This window comes from Humibacter ginsengiterrae (assembly GCF_054780115.1).
On sequence record NZ_BAAGWY010000016.1, the window covers coordinates 59,861 to 73,322 of the forward strand.

At 66.5% G+C, this 13,462-nt stretch carries 13 protein-coding genes; 4 read left to right on the forward strand and 9 right to left on the reverse strand.

What is annotated here, in order from left to right; genetic code table 11:
* Nucleotides 1–6: 6 nt before the first annotated feature.
* Together ACYVII_RS16385 and ACYVII_RS16390 are read right to left on the reverse strand one after the other, a co-directional pair.
* On the reverse strand, nt 7–717 hold the full coding sequence (locus ACYVII_RS16385) for an NUDIX hydrolase (protein ID WP_460537064.1): 711 nt from the start codon (nt 715–717) through the stop codon (nt 7–9).
* 352 nt (nt 718–1,069) lie between these two features.
* On the reverse strand, nt 1,070–1,648 hold the full coding sequence (locus ACYVII_RS16390) for an NUDIX hydrolase (RefSeq protein WP_460537066.1): 579 nt from the start codon (nt 1,646–1,648) through the stop codon (nt 1,070–1,072).
* A gap of 365 nt (nt 1,649–2,013) precedes the next feature.
* On the opposite strand from ACYVII_RS16390, the gene ACYVII_RS16395 reads away from it, so the two are divergent.
* The 3 genes from ACYVII_RS16395 (at nt 2,014) to ACYVII_RS16405 (ending at nt 4,554) form a co-directional block, all read left to right on the forward strand.
* Nucleotides 2,014–2,619 carry an RNA polymerase sigma factor gene (locus ACYVII_RS16395; RefSeq protein WP_460537068.1) on the forward strand — a complete coding sequence of 202 codons (606 nt, stop codon included), beginning with the start codon at nt 2,014–2,016 and terminating at the stop codon, nt 2,617–2,619.
* Nucleotides 2,594–3,550, forward strand: a complete 957-nt coding sequence (locus tag ACYVII_RS16400; RefSeq protein WP_460537069.1) for a hypothetical protein — start codon at nt 2,594–2,596, stop codon at nt 3,548–3,550. The genes ACYVII_RS16395 and ACYVII_RS16400 overlap by 26 nt, the downstream gene beginning before the upstream one ends.
* A gap of 500 nt (nt 3,551–4,050) precedes the next feature.
* Nucleotides 4,051–4,554, forward strand: coding sequence for a hypothetical protein (locus ACYVII_RS16405; protein WP_460537071.1), 504 nt, complete (start codon nt 4,051–4,053; stop codon nt 4,552–4,554).
* A gap of 102 nt (nt 4,555–4,656) precedes the next feature.
* On the opposite strand, the gene ACYVII_RS16410 is transcribed toward ACYVII_RS16405, so the two are convergent.
* From ACYVII_RS16410 to ACYVII_RS16430, 5 genes are all read right to left on the reverse strand, one after another.
* Nucleotides 4,657–5,325 (reverse strand): response regulator, encoded by a 669-nt coding sequence (locus ACYVII_RS16410; protein WP_460537073.1) that lies wholly within the window; start codon nt 5,323–5,325, stop codon nt 4,657–4,659.
* Nucleotides 5,322–6,950, reverse strand: coding sequence for an ATP-binding protein (locus tag ACYVII_RS16415; protein ID WP_460537076.1), 1,629 nt, complete (start codon nt 6,948–6,950; stop codon nt 5,322–5,324). Before ACYVII_RS16415 ends, ACYVII_RS16410 begins: the two co-directional genes overlap by 4 nt.
* Nucleotides 6,951–7,049: 99 nt before the next feature.
* Nucleotides 7,050–8,144: an ABC transporter substrate-binding protein gene (locus ACYVII_RS16420; protein WP_460537078.1), complete on the reverse strand. Its 1,095-nt coding sequence runs from the start codon at nt 8,142–8,144 to the stop codon at nt 7,050–7,052.
* Nucleotides 8,145–8,216: 72 nt separating this feature from the next.
* On the reverse strand, nt 8,217–9,101 hold the full coding sequence (locus ACYVII_RS16425) for an ABC transporter permease (protein ID WP_460537080.1): 885 nt from the start codon (nt 9,099–9,101) through the stop codon (nt 8,217–8,219).
* A complete protein-coding gene (locus ACYVII_RS16430) occupies nt 9,098–9,952 on the reverse strand; it encodes an ABC transporter ATP-binding protein (protein ID WP_460537083.1) in 855 nt (284 codons plus the stop codon). Before ACYVII_RS16430 ends, ACYVII_RS16425 begins: the two co-directional genes overlap by 4 nt.
* A gap of 189 nt (nt 9,953–10,141) precedes the next feature.
* On the opposite strand from ACYVII_RS16430, the gene ACYVII_RS16435 reads away from it, so the two are divergent.
* Nucleotides 10,142–10,996, forward strand: a complete 855-nt coding sequence (locus ACYVII_RS16435) for a hypothetical protein (protein ID WP_460537085.1) — start codon at nt 10,142–10,144, stop codon at nt 10,994–10,996.
* A 3-nt stretch (nt 10,997–10,999) separates the two neighbouring features.
* Here ACYVII_RS16435 and ACYVII_RS16440 read toward each other — a convergent pair whose 3' ends face one another.
* The gene (locus ACYVII_RS16440) at nt 11,000–11,515 is read right to left on the reverse strand and encodes a MarR family winged helix-turn-helix transcriptional regulator (protein WP_460537087.1); all 516 of its coding nucleotides are present in this window, start codon (nt 11,513–11,515) and stop codon (nt 11,000–11,002) included.
* Nucleotides 11,516–11,535: 20 nt separating this feature from the next.
* A complete protein-coding gene (locus ACYVII_RS16445) occupies nt 11,536–13,386 on the reverse strand; it encodes an MFS transporter (protein WP_460537089.1) in 1,851 nt (616 codons plus the stop codon).
* Nucleotides 13,387–13,462 lie beyond the last annotated feature (76 nt).

Genomic DNA, 13,462 nt, shown 5'->3' on the forward strand with positions numbered 1-13,462 from the left:
TCTTGGTCAGGGGATGATGCCGCGGAGCGCTGCCCACTGCAGCAGCATGATGGTCTTGCCGTCCACGATCGCACCATCGGTGATCATCCGGAGCGCCTCCTGGAACTGTAGTTCCAGGACCTCGATCTCCTCGCCCTCGTCCGCGACACCGCCACCAGCGCCGGTGCGGTCAGCGGGTGTGTACGCGCCGGCATAGAAGTTCACGCGTTCGGTGACCGAACCCGGACTCATGTACGCGTCGAACACGTGCGTCAAGTCCCGGACCTCAACTCCGAGCTCTTCGCTCGCTTCTCGACGGATCGCAGTCTCCGGATCATCCGCATCCAGCAGACCCGCTGCCGTCTCGATAAGCATGCCGTCGGGGTGGTCGTTCACATAGGCAGGAAAGCGGAACTGTCTCGTCAGCAAGACCGTGCCGCGCTCCGGATCGTAGAGCAGGATCGTTGCGCCGTTGCCTCGATCGTACGTCTCGCGCTGTTGAGTCGACCACACCCCATCGCGTCCACGCATGTCGAAGGTCGTCCGGCGCAGCACGTGCCACCCGTCCGAGGTGACCTCGACGTCACGGATAACAACATTTGCGTTGCCGACAAGGCCGCGACCAATCTGATCCAGACCAGTACGGCCCCGACTATCCGGGAGGCCGGCGCCGCGCGCAGCGTTGTAATCGGCAGGCTTCGCGAGTGCTCCAGACGGCGCCGTCGCTTCATCGGTCATGCAGCCATCCTCTAGGACTGGCGGGCCGGCACAAACGACATTCGGCCGGGCGTCGGCGCCTGCTGAGCGACCCCGTTGTGGGCGGACATCGCTCTTATGCTCGATAAGTGTCGCAAGTTGTGCTGATGAACGATCCAGCGGTGACGAGTGTCGTCGAACGCGGGAAGCTTTCAGGGTCGATAGCCGTCTCGTGGCTGCTCGTAAAGCTTCGTTGCATACGTGTCCGAGGTGCGACCGCCGTTCAGCCCGCCCGCGACCTGTCTCACCACTCCGGCGACCCAAGCCAAGAATCGGCTGATCGCCCGCCATACGGTCACGAATTGACCCTACGCCCCGCCCGCAGGCGGATTCACTATCGGGCGGTGCTAATCCTGGTTTTCGTTTCGGACCACAGTGCTTCCAGGCGCGCGGTCCATGGCAGCGCCATCGTCCTGTCGTCGAGTCTTCGCTCCACTCCCTCTGGCGTTACCCACTCGGCCGCCATTACCTCGCTCGCTTGAAGGCGCAGCTCGAGGTTCGACGGCGCTTGCGCGATGTAGAAGTCGAGCAAGGCTGACGTCTCAACGAATCGACCCACGAGGGTCAGGTCCTCCGGCGGAACGGGGATGCCGGTCTCTTCGCGCAGCTCTCTGCTGGCTGCGACACGGCTAGTACGAAAGTAAGCAGGCTTTCCACCCCCACGGAGGAGCGAAGCCCCCGGAAAGCTAGTCTCGCCGGCCAAAGCGCTGCCTTCTGGGAACTCCCATCCGCGCCCGAATTCCTTGCCCGGTGCGCGCTGGGTCAGCAGAACCATTCCGTCGTTTCGAAACACGCAGGTCGCGACGATCAAGTGGAACCGTGCGGCCGGCCAGCCCGGAGCGCCGCGCAGGTATGCCTCACCCGTCGGCATCCCGTCGGCATCGAGCACATCCCACCACTCGCCGCTGTCCACTCGACGATTCTTCCGCCTCATGTGTGGCGCCCATGACACCGTGTGCTAACGGATGCTTTAGCGCGGCATTCCGCGGACGATGACGAGGGAGCCGTCGTTGACTGCTGTAGCCCGAGCGGTCCATGGGTCGCGTCCCAGGCGCCCGGACTCTAAGTCCGCGCCAGGCCGTCCGAATGGCGTGCGAGACTCTCGTTGACGGAGATCCACGCCGAACAGGACTGCCTGGCTGGGACGAGGAGCACTTCGGGTCTGCCGCAATACGCCTTGAAACCGTCCGTGCAGTCCAACGGAAGGGGCCCCACGCCTCTCGCGGCTCGACATGATGTTCTCGTGAACTATTTTCGCGTGGCTGTGCAATAGACCGTATGAGCACAGATGCCGACATCATTCGCCGTTCGGTCGGCGAGCCGGTGGCGTTTGCGGAGTTGTTTGATCTGCATGCCAGGGCGGTGGCGGCGTTTGCTGCGCGGCGTGTGGGTGCGGACGCTGCCCAGGACGTGCTGAGTGAAACGATGCTCGTCGCGTTCCGCCGTCGGGCGGAGTTCGATGTCTCATGGGAGTCGGCACGGCCGTGGCTTCTGGGCATCGCCTCCCGGATTGTGAAGCGACACCGGGCGCTGGAGGCTGCGCAGTGGCGGTCTTTCCAGGCGTCGGTGGCACGGGACGACCACGTCAGCGATGGGGAGATCGAGGCGGCATCCGCGCGGACGGATGCCGCTGCCGCTGTGCGGGCGTTGGCGCCGCGTATTGCGGCGTTGTCGGCCCGAGACCGGGAGACTCTGCTGCTTTATGCCTGGGGGGATCTCACGTACGAGGAGGTCGCGCTCGCCCTCGGTGTGCCGGTCGGGACGGTGCGCTCTCGACTGAACCGGGTGCGCAGAAAACTCGCACCGCCCGGGTCACATGCGGCGACCCGGCTGGCCTGGATGGCGAAGGAGGAGACCAATGGACATCTTGGAACAGGTGCGTGAGATCGGGCAGGACGTCCCTCCGATCACGGACCCGAAGCTCGACGAGGCGCGGCAGAAGTTGCTGCGCGAGACCGCTCGGAAGCAGCGTCCCAGTGTGCGAAAGCCGGTTCGCCGACGGTTGATCGGAGGATCCGTCGTGATCGCGGGGTTGGCGGCGGCGGCGCTTGTTGCGGGCATCGTCCTGGCCCCGCCCCACCCCGAAGCGGCGGCCGCTGCTGCCGTGCTCCGGCAGACCGCGAACGTGACGGTCCATGCCGTGGACACCACATTGACCAGCGGCCAATATCTGCGGATCGCGGATACGACTACCTATTCGGGCGACCCGGATCCGAAGGCCGGAGGCGGGACCGGCACTTCGCCCGGCAGCTCCACGCTCGTGCTCTACATCCCAGCCGACCGCACAAAGGACTGGTTCCTTCAATTGGGGCCTGACTCCCGAGGGCCGGAAAAGGTCGAACGGATGCCCAGCGGCGAGGACGGGCCGCTGACGCCGCAACAGCGCGACCGAGGCAAGTTCACCAACTCCATCGACCCGTGGCGCCCCTACTACGCCGAGATGCCGCGCGATCCGAAGGCGCTGCTGAATTGGTTCCGTGCCCGAGGCGAAGCGAGCCAGGGGTATGACTGGGTGATGAGCATGTTCAGCGACCCGCTCACAACCGCTCTGATGCCACCCGACCTGCGCGCGGCGACCTTCCGCGCCCTCGCCCTGATCCCCGGCATCAAGGTCGTCGCGCAGAACGGATCAGTCGTGACCCTACAGCGTGCCGACACCACCCACGCCAGGGTCGCGACAATCGTCGTCGACACCGCCACCGGATTCATCCGCTCATACACCACCGAGAGCCGAGACCTGTCGGGCACCACGGTGACGGATGCCCAGAGCATTTCAATGTCCGTCGTCGACCAAGCGCCCACTCCCACGTCATAGACCGCGGAGCGATAAGTAGCGCTGTTTTCGCAGCACCATACGTCACCCTTACTGTCCGTTCGCGGATCCGCTTACGTATGGGCAACCTCGGTTATCGATTCGCTACCACCCCGTGCACACTGGATACGAGTCCGGTGCCCAGAGAGGACGGAGCGTCATTGCGTGCTATCGGGATAGTCTGCGTCATCATCAGCCTCCTCATCTTCGTGGGCGGATCGTTGGCCTACACAATGGAAGGCTCGCGCCCCAACTCGTTCCTGCTCGCTGCGATCTCAGTCCCGGTCTTGATGCTCGGATCATTCTTGGCCGTGAGGGCTGCCAGCATTCGCCACCATATTGGTTCGCGCGACCCGAGGGATTAGAGCTGGTGCAAGTCCTCGAGCTGTCGGCACAGTAGTCTCCTTTTCGTGCGGAAACGGATCCGCGATTGGGTGGTTCGCCGGGCGGATCCGGGGTGACGCAATTCGACTCAGTTCCTGTTGACCCGAGCAAGAGGCACCATGAGAGACACGGCAGTCCCCATCCAGCACCGCCTCGTGATCACCCCGCAGGTTGCGGCGCGATATTCACGTGCGGTGGGCCGTTACGTGCTCTTCCGTCCGTTGAGAGTTGCCATGGCGGTGATGCTGGAGGCGGGCTTTCTGTTCGCCGGGATGGGCGCTGCAGCGAACACGGGCACGCCCGTCACGTTTCTTGGTTACGTGCTCGCCGGCGCCGTCCTCATAGCAGGTTCCAACGGGTGCCTCTATGCGTTCGCCGTGCGGAGCATCCGCAATCAGCTCCCCATCGGTGAGGAGTGGGCCACCTGCTTCGGCGCCGAGAAGATGCGTGAGGAGACCGCGGGGCGCAGGAGCCAGACCGCGTACAGCGTTTTCAGACGCATGACGGTGCGCGATGGGCTCGTGATCCTGCACCGCAAGACGTCCCGCTGGCCGTGCTTTCTGCCCGTCGAGCTGGTTCCCGCGGATGCTCAGCAACTCCTCGCGGCTCGGTTCGCCAAGTGATGATTCAGCCGGGCAAGATGACCGCTGATGCTCAGAATCGAGCCGAGCACTTGCTACGGCACCGTGACCACACGATCCGCAGGGTGGGCCGATGCGGCACCCTCACCGCCGGGGCCGGTACGTGTTCGTCGGCCGGCCCGTCGAGCCGTACTCGAGGTGCAGTTCGATCAGGCCGCGCCGCTCCAGCTCGCTGAGGTAGCGCTGCGCGGTCGGTCGGCTCATCCCGAGCGCGTCCGCGACGGCCGCCGCGCCGATGGGCTCGGTCGAGTCGCGCACGGTCGTGAGCACCTTGTGCATCGAGGGCGGCAGCTTGCCGCGCAAGACATCCGGCCGCGACGTGCGTTGCATACCGAACAGCTCATCGATGGATGCCTGATCGGCGGCGCCCTCGACGGCCGTCTGTTCCCGCCATGCCCGGTACGCTTCCAGTTCCCGGGCGAACTGGTCGAAGCCGAACGGCTTCACGAGGTAGTAGAACGCGCCGCCTCGCATCGCGGACCGGACGGTCTCGAGGTCGCGGGCGGCGGTGATCAGGATGCAGTCCGGCGGCGCATCCAGGCTGTGCAGCGACCGCAGCAGCGAGATGCCGCTCTCGTCGGGCAGGTACACGTCCAGCAGCAGCAGATCGGGCGCCAGCTGCTCGATCGCCTCCCTCGCCTGGGCGGCCGTGTACGCCTCGCCCACGCACTCGAAACCCGGAACCCGTGCGACGCGCTCGGCGTGGATGTGCGCTACCCGGAAGTCGTCGTCGACGACCAGCGTTCTGATCATGCCGTCACCTCGCTTTCGGCCGGGCTCGGAGCATCCGTCGCCCGCACGGGCAGGTGCACCTCGAAGTGGCCGCCCGGACCGGGATGCACCGTGATCGATCCTCCCAGCCGCCGCACCATGCGGCTGATCAGCGCGAGACCGAGACCGCGTCGCCGGCCGGCGTTCGACCGCTTCGTGGAGTACCCGTCGCGGAGCACCTCGTCGATGCGGTCGGCCGGCACGCCCGGGCCGCTGTCGATGACGTCGATCAGAAGTTCGTCGTGCTGCGCGATGCGCACGGTCACAGACCGTTCGCCCGGCAGCTCGTCTACGGCGTCGAACGCGTTGTCGACCAGGTTGCCGACGATGGTGAGCAGCACTTCGGCGTCCACCGACGGATCTTCCAGCCGAGAATCGGGCGTGACCGTCAACGTGATGCCCCGCTCGACGGCGACGGCCGACTTGGCGGTCAGCAGTGCCACGAGCTCCGCCGGCGCGATCCGCGACCGCAGGTCGTCGTCGACCGACGAGGGCGTGTGTGAGATCTGCGCCAGGTAGTGGTTCGCCTGGTCGTACTCGCCGAGCTCGATGAGGCCGGCGATCACGTGCAACCGGTTCGCGTACTCGTGCTCCTGAGCGCGCAGCGCCTGGCTCAGCCCGTCGATCGCGCGGATCTCGCGAATCAACGCCTCCGCCTCCGTGCGGTCCCGCAGCGTGACCACCGCACCGATGTCGCGGCCGGCGAGCGCCACGGGCATCCGGTTCACCACCAGCAGCGCGTCGTCGGTGAGGATATTGCTGTCGGATGCCGGCAGCTCGCCGCTGAGCAGGTCGCGCAGGCGCCCCGGCGGCAGGATGTCGTCCAGCCGTCGCCCCAGCACCTCGCCCTTCAGACCCAGCAGCCGCCGTGCCTCCCCGTTCAGCACGGTGACCCGGCTGCTCGCGTCGAACCCGATCATGCCCTCGCGGATGCCGTGCAGCATGGCCTCCCGCTCCTGCAGGAGCGCCGCGATCGACGCGGGCTCCAGACCGAACGTCACCCGCTTGATGCGGCGGGCGAGGATGAGCGAACCGATGGCCCCGACCGCGAGCGCGAGCAGGGAATACCCGACGATGAGGACGATGTCACGGGTGTTGTCGGCCGATTCCTCCGTCTCGAGGATGCCGACCGACACCTGCCCGATCACCTTGTGCTGCGCATTGAAGATCGGCGCCTTGCCGTTTGCCGAGCGGCCCAGGCTCCCCGGGTCGATGCCCACGTGCGTGCGGCCGTCGAGCACGGCCACCGGCTCTTCGAGCTTCTGCCCGATGAGCGCCGGATTCGGATGCGAGAACCGTACGCCGTTCCTGTCGGTCACGACCACGTAGCTGGCCCCGGTCGCCTTGCGCACCTGCTCGGCGAGCGTGCGGATGCTGTGCTGCGGGTCGCCCTTCGCGACGTCGTCGATGATCTGCGGCATCTGCGCCACGGAGGATGCGACGGCCAGCGAGCGCTGCTGGTACTGCTCGTCTACGGTCGCGCTGCTGATCTGCGCGTACACGATGGCGCCGATCGCGCTGGTGACGATGAGGATGCACAGCACCCAGACCAGAATCTGGGTGGCGAGCGGCCAAGACCGCCATGGCATCCGTGTCGTCGTCGACATAGCTCTCATCTTCGTCTGTCACAGATGGGAGAGTGCTGTCCTGAGTGAGCGAAGCGGGCCGAGAGGTGCCCACCCTCGGCCCGCTTCGCTCCAGCTACCTCAGCCGTTGGATCCGGCCGGGGTTGTCGTGGTCTTGAAGCCCTCCAGCTTGTTGGCGGCCTCCGCGTACTTGTTGCTGAACGTGTCGGCGTAGGTGATCTTCGAGGTGTCGACGCCGAGCGTCTTCTCCATGTTGAAGATCACCTTCGGGCCGCCCGCAGGCATGATGCCGTCCGGAAGGAACTGACCCTTGTCGGTGGTCAGCCCAGCGATGTACTGCTGCTTGCTGATCGTGGCGTTTTGCACGAAGTCCGACGGCAGCTTGTTCGCGATGTCGGCGGCCGAGTGGCTGCTGATCCAGTGCATCGTGGCGACGAGCGCGTCGACCACCTTCTGCGCGGCATCCTCGTGCGACTTCACCCAGTCCGCACGTGCAAGCAGCCCGGCTGCCGGCCATGCCCCGCCGAGCGCCTTCTTCGCACCGGACACAGTGGCGAGGTCGACCGCGGTGGTCGCCAGGTTCTTCGACGTGAGCGCACCCACGGTCGGCTGGGTCGTCATGACGCAGTCCGCGGATCCGCGCTGAATCGCGGCGATCGCGGTCGATCCGGCGCCCACCGCGAGCGTGTGGTAGTCCGTCTTGGAGATCCCGTGCTGCGACGCGAGGAACTGGGTCAGCTCATCCGTTCCCGATCCGAGGTCGGTGACGCCGAGCGTCTTTCCCTTGAAGTCGGCCGCCGACTTCACGCCGCTCTTCGGGCTGCACATCTCGCGCTCGCCGGGGGCGCCGGAGAGCTGCACGAGGTTGATGACGTCCTTGCCCTTGGCCTGGAAGTCGACGGTGTGGATGTACCAGGCGCCTGCCATGTCGACCTGGCCGGATGCCATAGCATCCTCAGCGCCGACGCCTCCGTTCTGCTCCGTGGAGAGCTCGACGTTCACGCCGTACTTCTTGTAGTAGCCGAGGTTCTGCGCCAGCTGGTACGGCAGGTAGATCTGCTTGTCGATGCCGCCGACCATGAGCTTCACGGTGGGGACGGACTTGGCTGCCGGGGTGGACCCGCCTGATCCGCCGGATCCGTTGCTGCTGCAGGCGGCCAGGCTGAGCGCCAATGCTCCGGCCGCTGCCACTGCCAACACTTTGCGTGCGTGCATGTGAGTGCTTTCCTTTCTTCGTGGCCGCGTGCGGCCGATGTGGTGCGAGGGTGGGTGCTTGTGCGGGGGAGTTCAGATGGCTTGCTGGGTCTCTGAACGGTTCGGGGGCCGCCAGCGCAGCAGTACGCGCTCGAGCAGCGTGATGAGGTATTCGGCCACGAGCGTGACGACGGCGATGATGGCCATGCAGGCGAACACGGTGTCGGGGTCGAAGTTGCCGGATGCCTGCGTGATGATCAGCCCGACGCCCTTCTGCGCACCGAGCACCTCGGCCACGAGCGCGCCGATGATGGCGAAGCCGAACGCGGTGTGCAGGCTGGCGATGATCCAGGTCATGGCCGACGGGATGGTCACGTGCCGTGCCACCTGCAGCGGCGAGGCTCCGAGCACCCGAACGTTCGCAACGAGGTTCGGGTCGACCTCGCGCACACCCTGGAACGCGTTGAAGAAGACCACGAAGAACACCAGCACCGCCGCCAGCAGCACCTTGGGGAACATCCCGAGCCCGAACGCGACCACGAAGATCGCACCGAGCAGGATGCGGGGAATGGAGTTCACGACCTTGATGTACGGCCCGAAGACCGAGGCGAGGTAGCGATTCGAGCCGAGCAGGATGCCGAACAGCACGCCGGCAACCGTGCCGAGCAGGAACCCGAGGAAGGCCTCCTGAACGGTGATCCAGAGGTTCTCCCAGATCGAGCCGAACGCCGTGCCCTGCGTGAAGAGCTTGACGAGGCTGTTCCAGATTCCCGAAGGCTGGCCGTAGAAGAACTTGTCGACCCAGCCGAGGGAGGTGAACAACTGCCAGCCGCCGATGACGAACACGAGGAGTGCGGCCCGGCCGATCCAGATCCACATGGTGCGCCTGCTGCGCGCACGGCGCGCGGATGCCTGCAGGTCGACCTCGTCCGTCGGGATCACGAAGTATCCATCGACCTTGGCCGTTGTGGTGCTCATGCCGCCACCCCCGTCGTCTGCTCGTATGCCCTGGTGACCTCTTCTTTGAGTGACTGCCATATGCGCCCCTGGATCTGAAGAAAGCGTTCCTCGTGCCGGATCTCCTGCACGTCGCCGCGGGGTCGCGGCAGATCGACGTCGAAGACGTCTTTGACGGTGCCGGGGCTGCTCGTCATGATGACGACCTTGTCGGCCAGCGCGACGGCCTCGTCGAGGTCGTGCGTGATGAAGAGAACGGATGGCCGCAGCTGCTCCCACAGCTGCAGCAGCTCCGTCTGCATGATCGCCTTCGTCTGCACGTCGAGCGCTCCGAACGGTTCGTCCATGAGCAGAATGCGCGGGTTGTTGATCAGCGCAGCGGCCATCGCGACGCGCTTGCGCATGCCGCCGGAGAGCTGGTGCGGGTAGCGGTCTTCGAAGCCGGCGAGCCCGACGCGGCGCAGCCAGTCCATGGCGAGCGTCGTGGCCTTGGCCTTCGGTGTGCCGAGCAGGGTCGGTCCGATCATCACGTTGCCGAGCACGGTCTTCCAGGGGAAGAGCGAGTCGGCCTGGAACATGTAGCTGACGCCGTTCGTGATGCCGTCGACCAGCTTGCCGCCGACCCGAACCTCGCCTCCGCTGGGCTTCTCGAGCCCCGAGACCTGCGCCAGCGTCGTGGACTTGCCGCATCCGGTCGGTCCCACGATGGCGCAGAACTCGCCCGGCTCGACCGTGAGCGTGACGTCACGGATGGCGGTGAAGGGTTCGCCCTTCGGGGTGAGGAACCGTTTGGTCAGTCCCTGGATCTCGATGCGTGCCGCGTCTTCGTGTGCGATCGGAGCGCGGTCGCGGCGAGGAGTGCGTTCACTCATCAGTCCAGACCTCTCTGTCTTCTAGCTGGTGATGGACCATGCTGTGCGATCGCAGGTGAGCTTGTCTCGCTTGTGCGCCATAGCCGTCGATTAGCGCGTTTCACACCGTTTTGCGCGTTCTGCTCACCCGCGCCACGGGCGCCTCGTCAACCCCTGGTATCCGCTCCGGAGGCGCGCGAGGGTGCCACCATGACTGACACATCGAACCCACAAGGCAGCGACCTGCCCACGCCGCCCGGGCACGTCGATCCGGGCGGCGGCGACCCCACTGGGCGCGATCCCGGCGACCCGGTGCAGCCCGGAGGTCCTGTTCCTCCCGATATGCCGACGGGGCCGGGCGGGCCGACGGAGCCGGACATCGCGCCGGATCAGCCGAACCAGCCCGGTGGTCCGGGCGATCCGACACCTGAGCCGAACCCGCCGTCGCCGTCCGAGCCGACCGTCCCCACACCTGCCGAGCCGACGGTGCCGAGCCCGGCGGAGCCGAGGCCGGCACCGCCGGATGCCCCGAACCCAGGGGTACCCGATGTCGGTGGCGCCGGGTCAGGGGCCTCCGCCTCGAGCGATTCGTCGCTGGGCAGTCCCATTGCCGACAGCAACGCAGCGGAGGTGCTCAACGTGCCGGGAACGGCCGACATGCCGGCGAACAGCTCGTCGTCGGCTCATCCCGACCAGCCCGACATGCGGCAGGACGGCACGCGGGGCACCTCCGAGGGGCTGGCCGGAAGCCTCGGCGACCCCAGCGGCGGCAGCAGCGGTGACTCGAGCGGCGGCTCAGGCGCCGACGATTCGGAGCGCTTCGTGCGCGGCGAAGGATCGAACACCTCTGACACGAACCTCAGCGCTCTCGCGGAAGACGTCGCTCACCCGTTCGACCAGACGAACGGGATCCTCGACGATCTGGAGGGCGACGCCGACGACCCGGACCGCGTAGCGGAACGCCTCGGCGACCCGAAGGCGTTCGGGGATGCCTTCGCCGGCTCGGCCGAGGAGGGCGTCGACTACAGCCGTGAAGAGGTCATCGAAGACGACGAGGAGCCGTAAGCCTCACTCGGCGCGATCGGCCTCGGCCCCCGGCGGCAGCGGTACGTGCACCGCGACGATCTCGAGCGCGTCGAGTGCCGCCACGACGGTGGCCAGTTCATCGTCGTCGAGTCCGGCCAGGAGCACCGAGATGCGCTTGGCCCGCTCGGCGCGGGCGGCGAGCACCGCCGCCTGCCCCGCATCCGTCGCGCTGACCAGCGATGAGCGCCCGTCGGCCGGATCGGGTTCTCGCGCGATGAGTCCACGCGACTCCAGTTCGGCGACGACGCGAGTCGCACTCGGCGCGGCGACCGACTCGATGCGGGCGAGGTCGCCGGGGCGCAGCGGTCCCTTGCGCACGATGCTCGACAGCGCAGACAGCTGCGCCTGGGTCAGACCCTCGCCGACCGCACGGATGCGCCGGTTGATGCGCCCCACCACGACGGCGAGACGTGCCGCAGTCTCCGCGCGGTCGGCACCGGCAGGGGATGCGGCGCCGTGCGTGGCGTCGCGGCGTTCCTGGTCCAGTGGGGCAGGCATCCGTCGATCCTAGGCCGTCGTCAGTCGCCGGGGCCGCCGGTGTCGCGGCGGGAGGATCCCGTGACGGCAGCCGCGGGGGTGTCGGCTGCCGTCACGGCAGCGGGAGCGGCTGCTCGGGAAGCAGCATCGCCGCCCTCGCCGGGCTTGTGCGGAAGAGTCGTCGGCGTCGTGTCGACGTGCACGTATTTCTTGCCGCGGCTCAACGAGGCGACGGCGCCGATCAGCGACATGATCGCGGCGGCGATGAACACCACCACGAGCCCATTGTGGAACGACCCTTGGATGAGTTGCGGAAAGAACTCCTTGCCGGTGAGTACCGCGGCGTCGGTCTTCGGCAGCTTGTCGAGCACGCCGGTCGGGCCGAGCAGGCTCTGGATCGGGTTGTAGCCGAGGAATGCGGCGAAGACGCTGCCCACCGGGGGCAGCTCGGAGATCTTCTGCGCGGCGGCCGTCGGCACGGCGTGCGACGTGAGTCCGTTGTAGAGGGCGGAGGGCAGCGACGCCGCAAGACCCGAGATGAGCAGCGAGAAGAACAGTCCGATCGACAGCGATGTTCCGGCGTTCTGCACCGTGCCCGCCATGCCGGATGCCGCGCCTCGCTGATTCGCGGGAACGCTGTTCATGATCGCGGTGCGGTTCGGTGCGCCGAACATGCCCGATCCGATGCCCGACAGACCCGTGATGAGCGCGAACTGCCAGTACTCGAAGTTCACCGGGATGATGAGCAGCAGCACGAACGTGGCCGCGACGATGAGAAGTCCGACCGTGGCGAACATCCGGGCGCCGAACCGGTCGGAGAGCACGCCGGACAGCGGGCCGGCGATGAGGAAGCCGATCGTGATCGGCAGCATGTAGATGCCGGCCCAGAGCGGTGTGTCAGCGTAGTTGAAGCCGTGCAACGGCAGCCAGATGCCCTGCAGCCAGATGATCAGCATGAACTGCAGACCGCCTCGGCCGACGGATGCCAGCAGCCCGGCCAGGTTCGCCATCGCGAAAGCGCGAATGCGGAACAACCGCATGTTGAACATCGGTGCGCGGGAGCGCAACTCGATGAACGCGAACACGACGAGCAGCACGATCCCGGCGACGATCCCGCCGATGACCCACGGGTTGCCCCATCCGGTGGAGCTGTCGCCGTAAGGCTGGATGCCGTACGTGATCGCGGTGAGAAGTGCGGCGAGTCCGACCGCGAACGTGATGTTCCCGGGCCAGTCCAGCTTTCCGGGATTCTTGGTGCCCACTTCTTTCAGGGAGATGTACGACCAGATGGTGCCGATCACGCCGATCGGAACGCTGACGAAGAACACGGCACGCCAGTCGATGACGGCGAGCAGGCCACCGACGATGAGGCCGATGAAGCTCCCCGCGATCGCGGCGACCTGGTTGATGCCCAGCGCCATGCCGCGCCGGTTGGCGGGGAAGGCATCCGTGAGGATCGCGGTGGAGTTCGCGAACAGCATGGCCCCGCCGATGCCCTGCACGAACCGCCACACGATCAGCCACATCGCGCCCGCACCGTTCGTGAACGGGTCGAACGCCAGTGCTATCGATCCCACCGTGAACACCACGAACCCGAGGTTGTAGATGCGCACCCGGCCATACATGTCGCCCAGACGCCCGAACGTCACGACCAGCACGGCGGTGACGAGCATGTAGCCCATGAGCATCCAGAGCAGATAGCTCACATTGCCCGGCTCGAGCGGGTTGAGCTGGATGCCCTTGAAGATGGCGGGCAGCGAGATGATCACGATCGAGGAGTTGATCGTGGCCATGAGCATGCCGAGCGTGGTGTTGCTCAGGGTGACCCACTTGTAGTGCGGGTGCTCCTTGGTGAAGAGAGTTCGGGAGGGCGGCGGTGTGGCGGCTGTCACAGAGCTCCAGAATGTCCGACGGGCGCGACTCACGCAGGGCGCCCAAAGTAGTTGCTTGCTGTGAAACAACTATAGT